General features: G+C 69.3%; 17 protein-coding genes and 1 pseudogene. 7 read left to right on the forward strand and 11 right to left on the reverse strand.

Features of this window, described 5'->3' with window-relative positions:
* Positions 1 to 581: 581 nt before the first annotated feature.
* On the reverse strand, positions 582 to 2,582 hold the full coding sequence (locus ACFYXK_RS12705) for a hypothetical protein (protein WP_389411142.1): 2,001 nt from the start codon (positions 2,580 to 2,582) through the stop codon (positions 582 to 584).
* Positions 2,583 to 3,144: 562 nt separating this feature from the next.
* Here ACFYXK_RS12705 and ACFYXK_RS12710 point away from each other — a divergent pair.
* The 7 genes and pseudogenes from ACFYXK_RS12710 to ACFYXK_RS12740 all read left to right on the forward strand — a co-directional run bounded on the left by ACFYXK_RS12710 (position 3,145) and on the right by ACFYXK_RS12740 (position 8,421).
* On the forward strand, positions 3,145 to 3,522 hold the full coding sequence (locus ACFYXK_RS12710; RefSeq protein ID WP_389411143.1) for a nuclear transport factor 2 family protein: 378 nt from the start codon (positions 3,145 to 3,147) through the stop codon (positions 3,520 to 3,522).
* A 484-nt stretch (positions 3,523 to 4,006) separates the two neighbouring features.
* The gene (locus tag ACFYXK_RS12715; RefSeq protein WP_389411144.1) at positions 4,007 to 4,969 is read left to right on the forward strand and encodes a hypothetical protein; all 963 of its coding nucleotides are present in this window, start codon (positions 4,007 to 4,009) and stop codon (positions 4,967 to 4,969) included.
* A 578-nt stretch (positions 4,970 to 5,547) separates the two neighbouring features.
* Positions 5,548 to 6,012 (forward strand): phage tail protein, encoded by a 465-nt coding sequence (locus tag ACFYXK_RS12720; RefSeq protein ID WP_389411145.1) that lies wholly within the window; start codon positions 5,548 to 5,550, stop codon positions 6,010 to 6,012.
* Between the two features lie 208 nt (positions 6,013 to 6,220).
* Positions 6,221 to 6,406: a hypothetical protein gene (locus ACFYXK_RS12725; protein WP_389411146.1), complete on the forward strand. Its 186-nt coding sequence runs from the start codon at positions 6,221 to 6,223 to the stop codon at positions 6,404 to 6,406.
* A gap of 113 nt (positions 6,407 to 6,519) precedes the next feature.
* A complete protein-coding gene (locus ACFYXK_RS12730; RefSeq protein ID WP_389411147.1) occupies positions 6,520 to 6,939 on the forward strand; it encodes a hypothetical protein in 420 nt (139 codons plus the stop codon).
* Positions 6,940 to 7,471: 532 nt separating this feature from the next.
* A pseudogene (locus tag ACFYXK_RS12735) lies at positions 7,472 to 7,759 on the forward strand (HNH endonuclease); the annotation flags it as partial.
* A 326-nt stretch (positions 7,760 to 8,085) separates the two neighbouring features.
* Positions 8,086 to 8,421: a hypothetical protein gene (locus tag ACFYXK_RS12740; RefSeq protein WP_389411148.1), complete on the forward strand. Its 336-nt coding sequence runs from the start codon at positions 8,086 to 8,088 to the stop codon at positions 8,419 to 8,421.
* 322 nt (positions 8,422 to 8,743) lie between these two features.
* Here ACFYXK_RS12740 and ACFYXK_RS12745 read toward each other — a convergent pair whose 3' ends face one another.
* From ACFYXK_RS12745 to ACFYXK_RS12790, 10 genes are all read right to left on the reverse strand, one after another.
* A complete protein-coding gene (locus ACFYXK_RS12745; protein WP_389411149.1) occupies positions 8,744 to 9,163 on the reverse strand; it encodes a hypothetical protein in 420 nt (139 codons plus the stop codon).
* Positions 9,164 to 9,221: 58 nt separating this feature from the next.
* Positions 9,222 to 10,361 carry a DnaB-like helicase N-terminal domain-containing protein gene (locus tag ACFYXK_RS12750; protein WP_389411150.1) on the reverse strand — a complete coding sequence of 380 codons (1,140 nt, stop codon included), beginning with the start codon at positions 10,359 to 10,361 and terminating at the stop codon, positions 9,222 to 9,224.
* A complete protein-coding gene (locus ACFYXK_RS12755; protein ID WP_389411151.1) occupies positions 10,358 to 11,578 on the reverse strand; it encodes a DNA cytosine methyltransferase in 1,221 nt (406 codons plus the stop codon). Before ACFYXK_RS12755 ends, ACFYXK_RS12750 begins: the two co-directional genes overlap by 4 nt.
* Positions 11,575 to 12,444, reverse strand: coding sequence for a hypothetical protein (locus ACFYXK_RS12760; RefSeq protein ID WP_389411335.1), 870 nt, complete (start codon positions 12,442 to 12,444; stop codon positions 11,575 to 11,577). The genes ACFYXK_RS12755 and ACFYXK_RS12760 overlap by 4 nt, the downstream gene beginning before the upstream one ends.
* 193 nt (positions 12,445 to 12,637) lie before the next feature.
* Positions 12,638 to 13,465, reverse strand: coding sequence for a hypothetical protein (locus ACFYXK_RS12765; RefSeq protein ID WP_389411152.1), 828 nt, complete (start codon positions 13,463 to 13,465; stop codon positions 12,638 to 12,640).
* A gap of 64 nt (positions 13,466 to 13,529) precedes the next feature.
* Positions 13,530 to 13,979 carry a hypothetical protein gene (locus ACFYXK_RS12770; protein WP_389411153.1) on the reverse strand — a complete coding sequence of 150 codons (450 nt, stop codon included), beginning with the start codon at positions 13,977 to 13,979 and terminating at the stop codon, positions 13,530 to 13,532.
* A 161-nt stretch (positions 13,980 to 14,140) separates the two neighbouring features.
* Positions 14,141 to 14,866 carry a DUF317 domain-containing protein gene (locus tag ACFYXK_RS12775; protein WP_389411154.1) on the reverse strand — a complete coding sequence of 242 codons (726 nt, stop codon included), beginning with the start codon at positions 14,864 to 14,866 and terminating at the stop codon, positions 14,141 to 14,143.
* A gap of 4 nt (positions 14,867 to 14,870) precedes the next feature.
* Positions 14,871 to 15,446 carry a hypothetical protein gene (locus ACFYXK_RS12780; protein WP_389411155.1) on the reverse strand — a complete coding sequence of 192 codons (576 nt, stop codon included), beginning with the start codon at positions 15,444 to 15,446 and terminating at the stop codon, positions 14,871 to 14,873.
* A gap of 31 nt (positions 15,447 to 15,477) precedes the next feature.
* A complete protein-coding gene (locus ACFYXK_RS12785; protein WP_389411156.1) occupies positions 15,478 to 16,191 on the reverse strand; it encodes a hypothetical protein in 714 nt (237 codons plus the stop codon).
* 157 nt (positions 16,192 to 16,348) lie between these two features.
* Entirely contained in the window at positions 16,349 to 18,139 is a 1,791-nt protein-coding gene (locus ACFYXK_RS12790; protein ID WP_389411157.1) for a type IV secretory system conjugative DNA transfer family protein, read from the reverse strand.
* Positions 18,140 to 18,163 lie beyond the last annotated feature (24 nt).

Genomic DNA, 18,163 nt, shown 5'->3' on the forward strand with positions numbered 1-18,163 from the left:
GCGCCCGTGCCGCCGGACGTCCACCGCAGGTCGGAGTTCTTGACCGGCATGGGCACGGTACCGATCCGCAGACCTCCAAAAGGGCCTGAACAGCGGGGAGGGCCGAGATCATCACCTTTCGGGTGACGCCCGGCGCTCCACTCGACCACCGGGCGCCCATGATCGCTTTCAGTGCCAACCACGGTCCCGCTGATCCCCGAAGCCGTCGACGCCGCACAGGCCGACTTCACCGCGTTGCGCCAGCGGTCGACGGCTGCGCCCACCGCCGCTTAGCGGAGTCGCTACTCACCGGTCCGACCCTCCCCAAGGGCCGATTCGATCTCTGGTCGTGGTCTCAGGGCGGCCAACCGGGACGCTCGGCTGACCAACTGAAACGTGCCGTATATCCGGAGTGCCGACTCCGGAACGCGCGGGATGTCGCACACTACCGCGATACGGGGAAGGGGCCTGAGCCGCTGGCGGGCCGGTATCAGCAGGCTCCGGCGGGTGGGGCGTTGCCTGGTGCTGTCGGTGCAGTGCATGGTCGCCCGGCCGCGCTCCGGCGGACGATGTCATGTGCCGGAGCGCGCTCGTGTGATGGGTCAGGCGTGGTAGATGGCGTAGAGGCGGTTGTTGTGGGTGGTGAGGGAGGGGGCTGCGAGGGGGCCGCAGGTCCAGGTTCCGCGTGCGATGGGGTTGGGGAGGAGCTTCCAGTTGTAGGCGTCTTCGGCGTGCCAGGCCAGGCGGGCGCGGCCGCTGGTGTCCCGGTAGGCCAGCCACCCGCAGTGGTCTGCCTGGTGGACGGTGGGCGCGTGGTGGGTGGACATCGTGTCAATGCCGCCGTCGTTGCCCCAGCGGTGGTCGCTGCTCCCCAGCCGGGTGCAGATCCCGCTGTTGTCCATGCGGTGGTTGATGGTGATGAAGGGGCCGCCGAGGCCCAGTGCGGGGGCGCTGTGGGCGGTGATGCCGGAGATGGGGACGTAGTCCTCATGGTTCCAGCCGTTGTCGTCGTGGTCGTAGGTGGCGTAGTAGACGACGTTGCTGGCGGTGTGTGCGTGCCACAGGGTGCCGTCGAGTGAGGCGAGGGAGGGGCCGAGGGGGGATTCCCATGTCCTGATCTTCCGGATCTGGTCCCATTTCTGGCCGTCGTACCAGGCGTGGTAGATGCGGTTGTCGCCTCCGCTGTACGTCGTGTGGAGGCGGTCCTGGTGGACGGCGAGGGTGGGCGGCCGGTCGGTGTGGGCGGAGCCGATGGGCTGCGGGGTACTCCAGGCGGTTCCGTCGTAGCGGCTCCACACGAGCTGGTTGTCGCCGGCCCGGGGGAAGAGGGTGTGCAGCTCGCCGTGGTAGACGGCGAGGGCGGGCGTGGCGACGGTCTTCCAGCCGAGGGGGATCGGCGCGTCCCATTCACCCGCGTCGTCCGGGGTGGCGCCCTGGGGGCGGCTGATGATCTCGACGGCGCCGGTGGGGTAGACGGGGCGGGCACCGGTGTAGCGGACGGTCAGCCTGTGCCAGCCGTCGTCGTTGAAGTTCCACTCCACGCCGCCCTGATGGCCGAGCATGGCCATGTCGTCGCGGGTGAGGACGAAGCTGCGGGTACAGGAGAGGTCGTCGTGGTTGCGCAGGGTGTCCATGAGGGCGATGAACACCTTGGCGACCTCGTAGGCGATGGTCACCGGCAGCGGAGTCGGGTCGATGATGATGCCGACGGGGTTGTTGAGGAGGCGGTCGATCTCCTCGACCGCCCTGTTCAGGGACTTCTGCAGGGCGTCGTACCAGCGGGAATCGCTCTGGTCGGCTTCCCAGACCTGAATGCTGGTCACCGTGAGCCCGGCCGGGCCGGCGTCCTCGTCGAGGAAGACCTTGTTGTCCGCGTTGAAGGTGCGGGTATCGCCCTTCTTGACGGCTCCGAACTCCTGGGAGGTGAAGGTCTGCCCGTCTCCGCCGCCGGCGCTGGAGGAGGCGGTGAAGTAGATCTCGTCGCGGCCGCCGCCCTGGTCGCCGACGGCCCGCTCGACGTAGAACTTCTCCATCTCCAGCCGCACCCGCCACGACGCAGGCGCCTCCTCATCCTCGCCCTCACCCGCGGCGGCGGGGTAGCGAGCGACACCGGTGACGGCGAACCCGCACGCCTGCATCCCCTCGAGGAACTCCTGCTCCTCCTGGCGTCCGGCGGCGAGGTCTTCCACCGTCAGCAGGTTCACGTTCGGTGCCTTGGCGACCTCCGCCGACAGCTGCGGCAGCACCCGCTTCAGGTCGGTGGTCGAAAAGCCCTCCGACTCGTGCAGTTCCGTGATCACCCTGGGCACGATCAGCGTCCCCGCCGGCGCCTCCTGCACCGTCTCCCGGTAGGCCAGGCCCCATTCCTTGAGCTCGGTCTCTTCCATGATCGTGCCGAGCGCGTCGACCAGGAGCCGTTCCAGGCTGGTGAGGGTGTGGCGGTTGCGCTTGCGGTCCGCGCCGTGCAGCGCCACGCCCAGCAAAAGGTTGGTGTACCCGTCCCCCGGAGATAGCGCCCGCACCGCCCGGGTACTCGAACTCTGCCCGGTCAGCAGCCCCTTCAGCCGCTCCACCCGCTCCTCGACCGACGTCGTACTCGCCACCGCCGCACTTCCCTTCCACGCACCCCGAACACCCGCACCGGCCGGACACCGACGCGGCCACCACCCTGCCGTTCTGGGGCCCTGCCCTCGACCCCGGTGATCTTGATTCACCCGTGCGGCGGTCGCTTGATCGTTTCTGTGGCTGCCGACAGGCGGGCAGGAGCCGTGTCGGCTGTGGAACCGCGGATCGCAGACGGATGCGCGGCTCCCAAGCTCGGAGTTCACCCCCTCCCCGAGATCGCCGAACATCCTGGGGGCAGCCCTCTCAGCATCGGCCCGGAGACCGTCTCGCGTGCCGGCGTCACCGTCCTGACCCCGTACGGGGTTGGCCACGGTGTGCCGGCAGGCGCGGCGGTCGGAGAGCAGGGTCAGATCTCGAAGGTGGCGTGGGCGGGCTGATGCGCACGTGACCCACCGGCGCGGGCATCACGCTCGGCGACACGGGGCAGCGACCAGATAGCCATAGCCAAGGCCGGCATGCAGCCAACGCCTGGGCAACGGGTCGCTGGCCGGTCAACGTCGAATGCTGCATTCCGTTGCTGATCCATTACAGTGCGTTGCTATGTCTGCAGAGAACAACAAAGCCGCGGCCAAGGACTTCATCGACGAGTACTACCGATCCCTCAGTAACCGTGGGTTCCTGGAGCACATCTACAGGGACGCATCCACGATGATGTGGGACGGTGAGCAGTTCGACGGCCGCAAGGCCATCGTCGAGAAGCTGACGAGCCTGCCGTTCGACAAGGCCACACACAAGATCGCCACCCTCGACGTACAGCAGCCGCCTCCCGGGTCCGACGCGCTCGTCACCGCGGTGACGGGCGAGTTGCGCATCGACGGGCACCCTCCCACGCAGTTCAGCCAGACGTTCCATCTGGACAAGGGTGACAACGGGCGGATCTTCGTCTCCAGCAACGTCTTCCAGATCATCTGCGCATGAGCCGTGGTCGGGCGGACGGCTCCACAACCGCCTGACCGCAGGCGTCGCCTGCTTCCTGCCCGGTGTCCGGGCAGGAAGCCTGACCGATCCCGCCCGGACGCCACCCCCGACCGCGCCCGCTGTTCGACCTGTGGCGCCGGGCACTCCGGCCGCTGGGCGGCACATCCCCAGCCGGCGCCGCACTTTCCGACCCCCGCCAGACCGCGGCCCGCCCTTGGATTCCGGCTGACACCCTTCGGTAGGGCGATGCAGTTCCAGGCCAGCCGTAGTGCGACTGGGCGAGCCAGCTGTCACCTGGGCGCCGTATCTGTCACTGCCAGGCCATCCAGACCATCCAGATGGGCCGCTCCGGATGTCGCTTCGCCCGTCGCTCGCTCGATCGGGTTGAACGGGGACTGTCGATCCCCCTTCGAGCTCTTGATCGCTTAACGTGCGATGCGCAAAGTGACGACTTGTTGACGCTACGTCAAAGAAGGGCTTCTCCATGGGGTACCTGCGCAAGAACAGCTTCCTGATCTTCGAGGACAAGAACGCACCGACGGAGGCGAAGGGGCCGGACCTACAGAAGATCGCCGAGATCGAGGCCGTGCACCAGGAGGCCAAGAAGGCGCGCGTCGACGCCCGGGTCTGGAAGGAACTGGGCCTCGACGTGCCCAGGACTCTCGCCGAGGAGCTAGCCGCGGTGGGTGTGAACGTGACCGGCCTCGACCAGGAGGAACTGGCCAGGATCGCCAGGCAGCGGGACATCTTCGACTGGGAGGTCACCGCGGAGGACGCGGAGGCGGCCAAGGAGGTCGCCAGGAAGGAGGAGGCCGGTGGCGACGGGCAGCGTCTGCGGCAGATCGTCCAGATCGTCCAGGACTTCGGCGCAGATGAGAAGGCCCTCAACGAGTACCTGCGGACCACATTCCGCCAGAGCAGCGAGAAGCCCTGGCGTGACTTCGGCCGGTCGGTTTTCACGATCGCGAACTCCAAGCCCGCCCTCCCGGACACCCGGTACGTCCCGATCCGCAACCCCGACGCCACCGTGCGCTTCAAGGGCGGGGGCTACCTGGGCACGCACCAGACGGCGGACCCCGTCAGGTGGGACTCCGAAAGGCGCGAGTTCGTCGCCCGGACCGAGTCGGAACTCATGAAGGCGGAGGGTGTGACGCTGTGGGTGAAGGTCGTCGACGGCTGGGAGAAGAACGGGAACTGGGGCGGTCACCTCCAGGTCACCTGCGCCACCGGGAAGGGCAACTGGATCGAGTCCAGGGACGGCTGGGTCGGCCACCTCCCCAGCAAGGGCGATCCCGTCTCCTTCTACGACATGGGCAACTACTACGAGATCTGGCAGAAGACTCGCGAGACGGGCCGGCCGCTGGTCGTCGAGGGTAGCCAGCTGCGGTTCTCCGATGACAAGTCCAACCCGGGCAAGTTCAACATCGAGAACTCCGCCTGGGACTGACCCGCCCCAAGGCCGAACCGCACGGCGTGGCCCCTGCCAACCGCAGGGGCCACGACCCGCACCGAGCAGTCGGTTCGCTCCCCGCGGCAGTGACAACGACCAAGGCCAGGCGAGGCAGGTGACAACCATCTCGCCCAACTGGTGACAGATAGCGCGCCCAAGCCGAGTCGAACGCGCAGGCCGCAAAGCGCACCTGGTGACAACTACCTCGCCCAGTCACACGTAGGTCTGGTGGCAGAGCGCGGCCACGGCGGGGCTGGTGACTGGCTTTGTTCGCGAGAACCGACAGCAGATGTTCACCACTTCGGGAGGCGCCCGGGTACGTGACTGTTCGAATCCGCTGATGCGTGAGAGTCGCGCCCGTGCCGCGTCGCCGCACAGGCCGCGACGACCGACCTGCCCCTTCAAAGTTGCGCCAGGCATGGTGTGCCGGATGGAGCCTGGTGTGACGTCACCGCTCTGTCGGAACCCATGGAACGCAGCCCCTTCCAGAGGACATTCTTCTGGATTTGCGCCCCTGCTGCTCGGCGTATTGTGATCATGGTCGGTGTCCTGCACAGCAAAGCGAGGAGCACCCCATGGCAGACAGCACCGAGAACATCGACACGACCTACCCCGTCCCGAGTTTCCGGTTCACCGTCGACCTCGACGGCGACGGCACGGTGGACATGCGCTGCAGCAGCGTGAGCGGCCTGGACCAGCAGCAGCACGAGTCCTTCGAGTACCGCGACGGCATGGGTGGCTTGTTCAGGGGCCTCACCCGGGTCCAGTCGCCGGCCATCACTTTCTCCCAGGTCGTGCTCCCGGGCAACTCCTCCTTCTACGAGTGGATCTGCAACTACGACTCCGCAGACGACGAGAAGAAGGACGTCACGATCAACCTGACCGATGAAACGGGCAAGGTCTACGTGTCCTGGCTCGTCTCCGGAGCCTTCCCGACCCAGATCACCGGCCCGAGCCTGGATGCGTCCTCCAACGAGGTGGCCATCAAGCAGCTCTCGATGAACGGCGACAAGGTCGCGGTCACCGCCCACAGCGTCTGAGTAAGCACGCGAGAAGGCCTCCGTTCCCCCGAGCGCAGGCCCTCTTGCACGCCGAACACCAGGCCAGACGCCGTATCGCCGTGAGTGTTAAGCAGCAGGAGCTGTCGACGGCGTGCCGACGTCACTGAGGATGTTCGATTCCAGTCCAACGCTGAACTGCCTCCCGAAGTGGTGAACATCTGCTGTCGGTTCTCGTGAACAAAGCCAGGTGACGCCGTGCGCGGCGCGCACCACCCTCGTCCACCCCACCCTGGTCGCCGAAGTCAGCGCCGACCGGGCCATCGACCACGGCGGCGTCTACCGACACCCGCTCCGGTTCCAGCGGCTGCGCCTGGACGTGGGGCTCGAAGACGTACCCGGGTTCGGCGAGGGTCCGGCGGCGGCCGCCGGCTGACCGGCCTGGGGTCGGGTGCAGTGGCGTTTCGCCGGTGAACCGGCGTGCTCGGGCGGGTGAACTGGGCCAGGGTGGCCTGTTGCTGATGGTGCGGTGGCCGGTAGAACCGGTCCATGATGATCATGAAGCGGTCCGCTGTCGCGGTCGCCGCCCTCGCCCTGACCCTGACTCTGCCCACGGCCGCGTACGCGGCCGCACAACCCGCCGCCCCGGCTCCGGCTGCGGCCGTCGTGCCGCAGGTGTTGCCGATCGGGGTCGCGGTGTCCGCGCTGCCGTTGGCGGTGGAGGACCGGACCGGATACCAGCGGACCTCCTTCCGTCACTGGAATGCCGGCGCGATTCCGGCCGACGGTTGCAACACCCGCCAGGAGGTCCTCCTGGCCGAGGCGATCGTGTACCCGGAGATCGGACCGGGCTGCACCCTGACCGGCGGGACCTGGTGGTCGTACTACGACGAGCGGGAAGTGACACCGGCCGGTGCACTGGACATCGACCACATGGTCCCGCTCGCCGAGGCTTGGGACAGCAAGTAGGCGGAGTTGGGCTCGGCGCATCATTCTGCTTCCGTGTGCTGACGGCTTGGGGCAGGTGGGGGATGGGGGTTGTCGCTCGTCGAGGTGACGGTGGGTGAGTTCTGACCTGGGGCGGGGCATTCAACGCCACGATGTTGCATCTGATGCAACCCTCGGAGGTGGCGTTGAGCGGGGCGAGTTTGCCGGGGGCGATCCGGCTCGTGCGGGCGGCGAATGTGGCCGCGTTGGATCCGGAGGCGGTGATGTTCACCGCGATGCTGCGGCTCCTCGCCGCGAGCGCCGACCGGCGTGAACGCGCTGCCGCCATCTTGACCATCGGGGCCTGGGGTGAGGACACCACCGGCTGGCTCGCCGATCCCGACCCTGCCGTCCGTGCGTGCGCCGCTATGCCCCGGGATTTGCCAGCAGCTCCACGACGACGTGGACGATTCTCCGCGCCCTGCTCGACCCTGCAGCACATCAGTAGCGACGCTAGCTCGGAACCCACCGAGCGGACAGGAATACCGCACGGTTCGAATGACGCTCCCCGCCAGCTGGCGCTTCCGCCTGGACGGCAGCGCGTCGCGAGGCGTACGCGAACGACCAGGGTCAGCCGGCCTCCCTGGTCGCGGTGACCGCCCGCTCGAACCGGAGCAAGGCGGACCAGGACCCGGCGGAGTGGCTGCCGCCGGCGCCGGATGCGCTGTGCCGGTACGGCGCCGAGTGGACCGCGACCAAGCTCCGCTGGGGCCTCGCGGTCGACGAGGCCGAGCGGGACCGGCTGCTGGACATCGCTGCCGGTTGTGGCGGCACCGACGTGGAGTTCACGCCCGCCCCGTAGGCGCTCTCAGCCCACCGGCCCCGCCACCCGCGGGGGTGGGGCCGGTGGGGTGGTCGAAGAGGACCAGGAGCCATTCATCGCCCCAGGTCTCCACGGTCAGGCCTGGCCGCGCGGAGCGCTGCGGCCATGGCGAGGCCGAAGGCGTGCCGGGTCGCATGGCCGTTTCATAGGTGGTCGCTCGTGAAACACCCGATCGTTCGGCGGCCCCCACCTGCGGCGATCATGTTTCATGAGTTGTTGCAAACAGCTGGACTTCTGAAACACCCACATGAAACATGTCTGGGCTTGTGAGCGACGTCAAGCGCGTGGAATCGCACGACTGCCCAATGTCCACCTGCGCGGCCCCTGCGGGCTCCCCATGCCGGACCGGCAAGGGCAAGGTGGCCATCCAGTACCACACCGCCCGCTTCCGCCTCGTGCCCCAACTCGCTAAGGCCCTCAGCGTGCCGACCCCCGCCGTGCGCAAGCCCGGCTCGGTGTGGACCGAGCTGCCCCGGCCTGCTCGCGCCGGCACCCAGACGGTCGGGCACGTCCGCCTCGGGTACGCACGGGCCTCGACCGCCCGGCAGTCCCTGGACGCGAAGCTCGACTCCTTCGCCGAGTCCGGGGTGCCCCGCGTCTTCTCGGAGAAGATCTCCACCCGCGCCACGCGGCGCCCGTAGCTGGAGGCGGCGGTGAGGCTCGCCGGGGAGATCCGCTCCTCCGGTGTCGCCGTGACCCTCGTCGTGCACGAGCACAACGGCTCGACCGGCATCATCGTCTCTTCGTCCAGGTAGATAGGGGTCCCGTCCGAGATCGAGCGATGTACCAGCAGCCTGGCCGCATTCTCACCGGACAGCACCGGACTCTCCAGATGGCTCTTCACCACCTTCGAGTCGACCGAGAACAGCAACATATTCATCCCCCTTGTGAGACAACGCGGGAGACGAGAGATAGCAGCGGGCCGAGGGCTCCAGGACCAAGTTCATCAGCCCGAGCGACACCTCATGAGACAGATCTGAACTGCCCCAAGAAAAGGTGGACGGTCAGGCGGCCTGTGGCGATGTCGTCGTGGATGCGCTGGGCATCGGCGCTGACCTGCCGGATCTCTTCAGGGGTGCACCACGGCATGGGGTAGTCGGCCCAGGTCCACTCGGTGTCGATCTCCTCCTGGAGCGCCGGGGCGATGTCCACGGTGAAGCCGGATCGGGCCAGTTCGTTGGCGGCCCGGTCGGCGTAGTAGGGCTCCTCCCGGTCTATTCGGGCGAGGACCATCGTGTCCGGACCGGTGCTTCGGAAGCCGAGGTCGTGAAGGTGGGAGCGGGCGGCGTCGCTCGTGGGGCCGGAGTTTGTGGCGAGAACGCCAGGGTGGTGGTCGGGGTGAAGGGTGAAGCTGACGTGGGCGTCGGCGGGGGCGTACGGCATGCGGGGACCTTCTGTGTGGATCGGGAAGCGGTAGGAGGCCGGCGAGTGCGAGAGAGCTTCATCGGGCGGGTCGTGCAGGGTGGCGGGCGGCTGGGCTGGCCCGTGCGGCCGGCTGCCGGAGCGCTGGGGTCTGGACGGTCGTGGGAGCAGCGGGGGGTGCTCCTGAAGCTGTGTCTCCGACGGCCTGGTGCCAGCGGGCCCGGACGGAGGACAGCGCGGCGAGGGCCCGGCGGCTGCCGGTGGCCAGCTGATGGACCGTGGTGGCTTCGTCCGCAGTGAGGGTTTCGATCCGGGCGGCGACATCCTCGGCTTGGCGCAGGAGGGCGCGCTGGAGGATCTTCTGCGCCCAGTGCTCGGGTGCCCCTGCGGGGTGGGAGACCGCGTCGAGGACATCGGTGGGACCGAACCCGTCGTGAAGGAGACCGCGCTGCTGTGCCTCCCACAGCACGGTGATCGGGTCCACGGGTGCGCCACGGCGGGCCAGGCCGGTGAGACAGGCGAAGAGGGAGGCATGCATCGGAGTGGTGAAGTCGGTCTCGTGCAGCCACCGCATTCGTAGCAGGTCCTCGGGGTGGGCAGTGGCCGCGGCCAGCAACATTCGCTCCTCGTCCGCCGCCTCTACCGATGCCTGGACCGCTGTTGTGGGGGCAGCTGGGGTCCGGGGTATTGAGCCGGGGTGGGAGGGGAAGGCGGTTGCCAACTCGTCGAGGTAGACGGCGAGCTGGTCGGCCCGGGTGAGAACCGTCCGGGCCGGATCGGGCCCCGGGGCGCGGGCGGCCTGGGCGAGGAGAGCGGCATGCCGACGCAGAACGCGGCGGGCGTGCCCGGAACGGACCATCTGCGCGTAAGCAGGGGCGTGGGCGTCGGTGGGGCAGACGCCGATGAGGGTGTGCAGGTAGGAGGCCGTCAGGGCTCGGGCCTGGGGCTGGGCCGCGTTGAGGAGCTGGTTCGGCCACACCGGGCTGGTGCGGTGGACCTCGGGCGCGGGCGGGGACACCGTGCGCATCGCCGCGAACAGGGCGCTGTGCGCGGTGTTGGCGAAGTGCTCAGGCTCGAGTGGCCCGATGGTCTTGAGCCACTCGGGAACCAGGAGCAGGGCCCCGAGCAGGGCCTGTTCAGCGTAGTGGACCACCGGCGGCGGCGCCGGGTACTGCAGGACATCCTCGTCGGCTTCGGTACGGGTGGCGTCGGACATCATGCCGCCAGGACGAAGTCGTCGTGGGTGAGTACGCGTTCGACGTGCGGTGCGATCAAGTGGGCGGCAAACAAAGGGGGAACGGCGTTTCCGATCTGGGAGAAGCGTTGGCCTTTGTTGCCCTGCCAGGGGTAGGCAGGCGGGAAGGACTGCAGGATCCCGGCCTCCTCGGCGGTGATACGGATCGCCGGCGGCGCCGTCTCCGCGGGGCCCGTGGTGGTCCAGACGCATTCGTTGGCGCGATTGCCGAAGAACAGGGTGGCGGCCGGTTCAGACACGGACCGGATCGCCGCGTTCGCCTGGCTGTTGCTGCGCAGAACCCAGTCCCGTCCGCCCTCGCGCCGCGGCGTCTGTGGAGATTCCTCCGTGCAGCTGCACGGAGGTCCAGCCTTGAGGTTCTGGTCGTGGAGCGGGGGGTTTTTCCACGCGCCGCGGTCGCGGGCGTCGGAGAGGGTCTTGCGGGAGCCGGAGGGGAAGGGCTCCGGTCCGCCTCCGGGTCCGCCGCCGGCGCACACGGTGGGTACGGGCCCGTCGGTGCGTCCCCAGCCCAGGGCTTCTGCCATGGACACCCACGTCCGGCGGCCGGGCCCGAAGAACGTCTCCGGCTCGCTGAACTTGGCGTGCGTCGGCTCGGGCGGGGCCGCAGTACGGGTGCGGGAGGCGATCAGGATCGCCCGCCGCCTTGTCTGCGGCACGCCGTAGTCGGCGGCGTTGAGGATGCCGCTCCAGGTCGAGAACCCCCAGGAGCGGAGCACGGCGGCGTACTGCTTCCAGAGGGGCGCGACGTCGGGGACCTCCTCCATCAGGACCCATTCCGGCTCGCCGGCCTGATGCAGGGCGTGGAGGTAGCGCATCGGCTCGGCGGCCAGCAGCGACCGCTGGTCCTGGCAGGCGGTGAGCAGCTGTTCGCGGGTGTCCCGGCCGGCGGCCAGGTCCGCCACGGCCTGGTGGACGAGCGGCTGGTCGATCAGGCCGAGGCGTTTGCCGGCCATGCTCCACGCCTGGCAGGGCGGGCTCGCTATCAGCCCGCGGGTCCGGCCCACGAAGGGCCGGACGGGGTAGAGCGCGACGTCGGTGCGGATGGTGGTCTGCGCGGCTGCCGCGCGGGTCTTGCAGGCCCATTCGTCCCACTCCAGGCCGACGTCGCGTACGCCCAGGACGTGCAGGGCGTGCCCCCAGCCGCCCGGGCCGGCGAAGAGGTCCACGATGAGGTCGTTCATACGGCCAGCCCGAAGTCGTCGCGGACCGGCTCGGGCTGTTCGCCACGGCAGGCCCACGGCGAGCAGCCGTCCACGACCCCGGTTTCAAGGTCCTCGGCATCAGGTGCGCCGGTTTCCTGCCGGAGGGCAGCCCATTCCGCTGCGGTGACATGGTCGATCGGCGCCTCGGACAGCGGCACCCGGGAGCGGTGCAGATAAGCCTGTCCGAGCAGTGGGTTTCCTGTCGCGTTCGCGCGGGCGTTGCCCTGCCTGATGGCTGCGTCGAATTCGACCACATCGGCCCACTCGCTCGGGGATGCATCCCTGATGCTCCGCCATTGTGCATTTCCGTGAAAAGGGCATCCGAGGCAGCTCGACTTGGGTGTGTCGGCTAGTCCGAGCCGCTCCAGGTAGCGGATGCAGTCGGCCCGTGACCAGCCGATGTCGATCAGTGGGTGTGCGTTGTGCATGTACTGGACGCCGGAGTCCTTGGCCCGGTGGAATTCATCCGTACTGATGCCGACCCACTGCTCGACGAATACGCCCTTCGGAACCCTGGACGGATAGGGGTATCCGAGAATTTCGCGTATCTTTTTCTTAATCGGCTTGATTTTATATTCCCCGGTGCATTGCCGCCGGGTCATCCCCTGCTTTCCGTCCTGATTTAGGATGTAGAGAGGCATGGAAGCGAATCGGTGATTCGGGTCCAGGGCGTCGTTTCGGATGTTCCCTGACGACACCCGGACGATGGGTATCCCGGCCGGGGCGGCGATTTCCCGTTCGAGGCGGTCGAGGTGCTCGTACACCTTCTTCGGCTCCCAGCCCGTGTCGGCGAAGACCGCGATGTCGATCTTGGGGAGGGTGCCGTCCGCGGACAGGCAGAGCAGGGCTGAGCTTTGAACGCCGGCGCCGAGCGAGAGCGCGCGCAAGGCCGGACGGATAGCGGTGTCCGGGGCGGCCGGGGCTGGCTGGTGGGGGGCGGTGGAGGTCGTGGCGTTGATGACGGGTCCTTGCTGGTGGTGCCGCCCCCGGGGCAGAGGGGCGTCGTTCATGGGTGGGTGAGTAGGCGGACGGGCCTGGTCAGCGGCTTCGCGCCGGGCCCGTCGTGGGCGCCGCGGGCATCGCGGGAGCGGGGGCCGACGAGGGCGCGGCAGGCGGAAGAGCGAGGAGGGCGGCGACAGCAGCCGCTCCGCGAACGGTGAGCCGGATGCGGTGTTGGGCCGGGCCGCCGTGGAAGGCGGGCGCTGCTGTGGCGGGTGCGCGCACGATGAGGCCCTTGCTTTCGAGGGAGCGCAGGGTGCCGATTCGGACGCTGCCGTCGCGGCTGTGGACGTACTCCCTGCCCTGGCTCCGGGCCATCACGACATGGCCGCGGGCGACAGCGTGGAGGGTGCTGAGCTCGGCGGTGGCCAGGCCGTCGGTTGCCGTTGTCGCGGAGGGCCGGCGCCGGTGTGTCTCCCGGGCGATGCCGGTGGCGGATTCGACGGCTGCTTCCGGAGCGAGCGCGGTCAGTTCCTGGGCCAGCTGGATTTGCTCGGCGGCGGTGTCGGGCAAGCCGGTGAGCTCGGGGTCCGCGAGAGCCGCGGCCGTGACCGCGGCCTGTGCTTCGGCCAGATGACGGGCCGCTTCGCCGCTGAGATAGGCGACCTGCTTGATCCGGACCATGGCATCGATCAAGTCGGCGCTCGCGTACAACTGCTGGTCGTGGACGGCCTGGACGGCAGTGAGGGCTGCGTGTGCCAGCTGGGCCGCCGAGTCGGCGTGCACGCCGAGGGCGGACCCAGAGGTGGCCGTTGGACGGAACAGGTGGACGGCGTCGTTGTGGCGGGTGACGTCGCCGGCGAGGGCGAGCAGGCGTTCCACGGGGGTGGGCGGTTCGGGCACGTCGAACAGGAGGTCGTCGGTCATGGGAAGGAGGGGCTTTCGGGTGTGGGCGAGGGGAGGCGCTGCTGTGCGGCACGAGGCACGTGGTTCAGAGCCGGGCCCGGGCGGGTGCCGCGGCAGCCGGGGCCGGGCCGGGGAGGGCCGCCATCGGTGCCGGGGGTGCACCCGGCGAGGCGAAGGCCTGGGCCAGTTGGTGCAGTTCGCTGGACAGGTGCTGGGCGAGCGCCTGGCTGGTGACAAGCCTGGCGGCCACCGACTCCGGCAGCTGCTGCCAGCGGGCCTTGTGGCGGGCCTGCTCGATGAGCGCGGCAGCGGCCTCCAGCTGGGTGGCGACCTGGTCGAGCACGAGGTTCTGGTCGTCGTCGTACCCGGTGGCCTGGAGCAGCTCGTCCAGCGCGCCGGGAAGCGGCGGGCGTTCGAGCGGAAGTCCGTACAGCTGAGCGTGGAGGGAGTTGGCGAAGCCGAGCACGGATCCGCCGCGGGAGCGGTTCCCGTAGCGGGCGGCTGCGCTGCGCAGCAGGCCGAAGTTGACGGTCACGACGTGCGGCGGGGGCGGCGGGTTGGTGGAGATTTGCGCGGCGAGGGCGCGGGCGATGTCGGCCGGGGTGGGCGTGCCGGTCTGTTCGTTCGGGGTCGTGGGATCTCCTACAGGGGTGGGGGCAAGCGAGCGGGGACTTCGGTTGCGGTCGGCCGAGAGCGTCAGCGGCTGCGCTGCGGGCTGGCTTGGGAGGGCAGAGCGGCGAGGGCGTGCACGATGTGCGGGCCGAGAGCCGAGCCGTGCATGGGGGTGATCCGGGCCGAATACCGGGAGAGGTAGGGAACGTCGGCCAGGGTGCGCTCCACCGGATCGGTGCTGGCCAGGTGGGCGAGGAACTGTCGTACGAGGGCGTCGGGCACGTCACCCTCGAACGAGGCGAACCAGTGGGTGTCGAACCCGTCGTACACCGAGGACTCCACGAGCCAGGGCTGCTCGGTGTCCGGGCGGTGGTGCAGGGTGCAGTGGCCGTCGGCGGAGGTGATCGATGTCCCGTCCGTCGTCCAGCCGTTGACCGAGGCGATCTCGGTTACGGAGCGGGACGCCAGCGGAATCTGTTCGCGGTGGCGGGCGTCGCCGAGGAGCTGGGGCAGGGCCTGGGTGACGGCGGCGAGCGCTTCCAGGGGTGTTTGCCGACCGGCGGTGATCTTCCAGTACGGCTCGTGATGTCTGATCGTCCACCAGGGCTCGTCGAAGCCGCTCGGGGTGAAGTCCACGAACGTGGAGCCGTCGGGGCTGTCCACGGTGACTCGCCCGCTGGCGGGGCGATGGTTGTGCGTCCACCCGAACAGGTGGATCAACGGTCCGAGGACGTCGGAGAGGCGGTCGCCCCTGCAGGCGAGGTGACGCGGGGAGACCAGGACGCGGTCCTGCTCGTCGGGGTGCTTCACGGCATCACCTCGTGCGTGGGGCGCCGGAACCGGCGGCGTTCGCCGGGGAGGCGTGCGCGGGGGCAGGGGTCTGGCTGGTCCGGCGCTGTGTCGGGGTGTTGCGGCGTTCGATGGCCCCGGCGATGTAGGGGCAGGAGATCGAGGCTAGTTCGAGCTGGTGGGCAGCGTTGTGAAGGTGCTCGTTCATGCGGGGTCGGGCCTGGTCGCAGAGGGCCGTCCACACGGTGTCGTCGTCCGGGTCGGGGGTGCCCTGGGCCTTTCCGGGGTGGGCGTTCTCACCGAGTGCGAAGCCGAGTTCCGCGGCGGCGTCGGTGATGGAGGCGAGCGCCGCGGCCAGCGTGGTGAGGGACTGCCGCGATCCGGTGGTGCTGGTGAACGCGGTGCTGGTGCTCATGGCGGGTAGCTCGTCCATCAGCGTTTCGGCGAGGCTGAACGTGGAGCGCAGAAGCGGGCCGAGCTGCAGCTGTGCGACCAGGCCGGGTTCGAGCCGGGTGTCCCGGACGAGGGCGTGGTGCTGTTCGAGGGACTGGGCCGCAGCCCGGAGGGTTTCGGCGTAGTCGAGGGGTGTGGGGCGGGCCAAGGAGGACCTTCCTGTGGGGCGAAAGGGGGGGTTAGCGGCGCCTGGCCGCGGCAGACGAGGCCGGGGCGGAGGCCGCCGGCGTCGCCGGTCGGACGGCCACGGGGGACCTTGGCAGGCTGCGGAGCGGCTGGGGATTGGCGGCGAGGAGGGCATGAACGCCTGCGGGTGTGACGTGCAGGCGGTAGTGGCCCGGCTGCTTCGGGAGCGGCGTGAGGGTGAGCAGGTCCCGGGAGGTGAGTGCGTCGATCGTGGCAATCCGTACGGACACGTACGCGGCGAGGGGGGCCACGACATCCCGCAGGCCCGTGCCCGTTTCGCGAAGGACACCGTCTCCCTGGGCGAGGGAGGCGAGCGCCTGCCGCTGGGGTTCGCTGACCTTGACGGCGTCCTTGGCGAGGCCGAGGTCTTGCCGGGCGGCGCGGTCCTGGGCGTGGAGGAAGCCCTCGTGCCGTAGCAGGGCGCTGCCGACGCGGTGGACAGCCGACGGGGTCCCGCTCAGGTGAGTGGCAGCCTGTTCCAGGAGGAGGTTCGCTGCCGCGGTGTCGTCGTGGGCGAGGGCGGAGATCGTTTCCGCCGTGAGCAGGGCGGCGAGCGAGGTCGCCTTGGCGAGCTTGCGCAGGAGGGCGATGGCCTGCCGGCCGTCGACGGTGGTCCTCGCGTGGCTCAGCGCGGTCTTGGCGAGCAGCTGGCCGGCGACGAGCGAGGTCTGCTGCAGCACGCCCGCGGCCCGGACCGTCTCCGCCAAGCGCTCCGGACCCGTTCCGGGTTGCCGCTGGAGGCCATCGAGCCGGTACGCGATGTCGAGCAGGCGCTGAGTGAAGGTGAACAGCTCATCATCAAGGGGGAGTTCGTCAGGCAGAGGGTGCCTCCTGGTGGCGGTGGGTGACGGTGCGCGGGCGCCGTCAGGCGGCCTTCTTGAAGTCGGCCTGCGTGGGCGCGACCTTGGCGATGGCCCCGGCGGTGATGGAGTCGGAGGCGGCCTTGGAAGCGGCGGCCAGTTCTCCGGCGCCCGGTTCGAGGTACCAGGGGCGAAGGTCGAGCATGGCGGCGCGCAGGCCGGTCGCGAAGAGAAGGGCGGTTCCCTTGGGCAGGGCGCGGATTCGGTCCGCGGGCAGGATCCGCTCCTGCCGCACGCTGATCGAGGTGGACTTGCCCGAGTCCGAGATGGAGGTGGACTTGGTCTCCACGTCGTGGTCGCCGATCAGCCTGCTGAGCTTGTCCGCGAAATCCGGGTCGTCGATACCGGACCCGATGACCTTGATGGTGGCCGCGGACCACATGGCGTCCATGCCCGCATCGCCCCAGACCTTCTGGCCCTGCCGGTAGGACTGCAAGATCGTCATCGGGATGATTCCGCGCGAGCCCAGGTGCGAGTACAGGTCGGGGAGGTCGCTGATCTTGCACACGTTTGCGGCCTCGTCGAGGACCGCGAGCATGGGCGGGTCGAGACGTCCGCCGGTCCGTTCGGCTCGAGCGGTTGCGGCCCGCATCACCGAGTCGGCGCACGCTGCGATGAGCGCGGAGGCGCCGCCGCCGCCGTCCTTGGAGAGCAGGAACAGCGTGTCGGTGGAGGCCACGAACTCCGCCGGGCGGAAGTCCGCTACGTCCTTCTGCGGGGTCACCCAGGCGGCGATGTCCGCGCTGAGCAGGGCGGACGCGTACTGTCTCGCGGTCTCATAGATACCGTCTCGGGTTTCCGGCGGGCCCTCGACCGTTCCCTTCAACTGGGCTGCGACGGAGGTGAATCCGTGGTCGCGCAGGATGTCGAGCGGTCGCCGGTCGGCGGGGAACGCCAGCCACTGCATCACGTCCGTGATCGGGCGGTTGTCCAAGGCCGCGGCCAGGAACAACTGCGACAGTATGTTGCTGCCGGCCTTGGACCAGAAGTCGCCCTGCTGAGAGGCGTCCACGGACGCGGCGAGGAAGTGGCCGGCGAGCCGGTTCGCACCCTCCAGGGATTTCGCGTCCGCAAGGGGGTTCCACCACATCGTGCGCGGTGCGTGGGCGATCTGCTGGGGGTCCATCGACCACACCCGCCCCACCCGGCTGCGGGCGTCGAAGCAGGTCGTATAGGCGTCACCGGCCGCCTTGTTACTGGTCAGGAGTACGGCGCCGGGCGCGGCCAGGATGGAGGGGATCGCCAGCGAGGTGGTCTTCCCGGAGCGCGGTGCCATGATCGCCACCGCGACGTCCTCGTACCCCATCCGGATCTCGGTCCGGGTGCCCTGCAGGTTGCCCAGGAGGATTCCGGTGTCCGAGGCCGCGATGCGGTCGGCGTCCTTCAGGCTGGGGCGCAGGCTGCGGGCCTTTGCGGTGATCGCCTTGGCCAGGAGGGGCTCGATGTCTCTGGCCTTGGCGGTGCCCTGGACCCGGCGCTTGTTCTTCCCGACGAAGGCGCCTCTGTGGCGGCTCCACCACACGCCGCCGACGGCGGCAAGGGCGATCAGGGCGAGTACGGGAAGGATTCGGGCACCGAGGAGCAGGGACGTTTCTCCCAGGCCGGGCCAGAGCTGGTCGGGACGGATGAGGGCGTCGGCGGGCCGGTAGCCGGCCCAGGGGTGCCCGGTGAGCAGGGCGGTGAGGTTCCCGCCGAGCCAGGCGAGATGGGAGAGGGGGATGGCGACGGCGAAGACCCCGAGGAGGACCTTGAAGGCTATGTCGTAGCCGTCGGAGGAGGAGCTGGACTGGGACAAGGGCGCGCTGTTCCGTGGAGGGGG

This window comes from Streptomyces sp. NPDC002209 (genome assembly GCF_042890265.1).
Classification (GTDB): domain Bacteria; phylum Actinomycetota; class Actinomycetes; order Streptomycetales; family Streptomycetaceae; genus Streptomyces.

Excerpts from the sequence above, each read along its gene's own strand:
- ACFYXK_RS12710 (WP_389411143.1), top strand. The coding sequence starts at position 3,145 with ATGTCTGCAGAGAACAACAAAGCCGCGGCCAAGGACTTCATCGACGAG.
- ACFYXK_RS12715 (WP_389411144.1), top strand. The coding sequence starts at position 4,007 with ATGGGGTACCTGCGCAAGAACAGCTTCCTGATCTTCGAGGACAAGAAC.
- ACFYXK_RS12720 (WP_389411145.1), top strand. The coding sequence starts at position 5,548 with ATGGCAGACAGCACCGAGAACATCGACACGACCTACCCCGTCCCGAGT.
- ACFYXK_RS12730 (WP_389411147.1), top strand. The coding sequence starts at position 6,520 with ATGATGATCATGAAGCGGTCCGCTGTCGCGGTCGCCGCCCTCGCCCTG.
- ACFYXK_RS12740 (WP_389411148.1), top strand. The coding sequence starts at position 8,086 with ATGTCCACCTGCGCGGCCCCTGCGGGCTCCCCATGCCGGACCGGCAAG.
- ACFYXK_RS12745 (WP_389411149.1), bottom strand. The coding sequence starts at position 9,163 with ATGCCGTACGCCCCCGCCGACGCCCACGTCAGCTTCACCCTTCACCCC.
- ACFYXK_RS12750 (WP_389411150.1), bottom strand. The coding sequence starts at position 10,361 with ATGATGTCCGACGCCACCCGTACCGAAGCCGACGAGGATGTCCTGCAG.
- ACFYXK_RS12755 (WP_389411151.1), bottom strand. The coding sequence starts at position 11,578 with ATGAACGACCTCATCGTGGACCTCTTCGCCGGCCCGGGCGGCTGGGGG.
- ACFYXK_RS12765 (WP_389411152.1), bottom strand. The coding sequence starts at position 13,465 with ATGACCGACGACCTCCTGTTCGACGTGCCCGAACCGCCCACCCCCGTG.